Annotated in this window: 1 protein-coding gene; it reads left to right on the top strand. The window is 70.0% G+C overall.

Annotated features, from left to right (window positions below):
- On the top strand, positions 1-446 hold a 446-nt coding region (locus ACU8YE_RS24570; protein WP_446930032.1), incomplete at its 5' end, for a nitrilase-related carbon-nitrogen hydrolase.
- Between the last annotated feature and the right edge of the window lie 47 nt (positions 447-493).

The following is a 493-nucleotide window of genomic DNA, read 5'->3' as shown; positions in this document are numbered from 1 at the left end:
ACCTTGAATCCCGTATTGCCGGGGCGGACCGCACGAGGATCGGCGTCGGGGTATGCTGGGACCAATGGTATCCCGAGACCGCGCGCGCGATGATGCTGATGGGGGCGGAGGTCCTGTTCTACCCCACCGCGATCGGGTCGGAGCCGCACGACACCTCGCTCGACACGGCGCGGCTGTGGCGGCGGGCGATGGTGGGGCATGCGGTGTCGAACGTGGTGCCGATCGTCGCGGCGAACCGCGTGGGCATCGAGCACGGCCAGACATTCTACGGCACCAGCTTCATCTGCGACGAGCGCGGCGACATGTTGGCGGAGCTGGGGCGCGAGGAGGAAGGCGTGATCACGGCGACGATCGACCTCGCCCGCGTCAAGCGCCACCGCGCGGCGTTCGGTTTCTTCCGCGACCGGCGGCCCGAGCTGTACGGACGGCTGGTCGAGGACCGCTAGCGGCGGGCGCTTTCGCTCAGGCGTCCACCCCGTGAAAGGCCGCGCGC

It is taken from the genome of Ralstonia sp. VS2407 (assembly GCF_052950655.1).
This window is presented reverse-complemented; position numbering and strand designations above follow the sequence as displayed.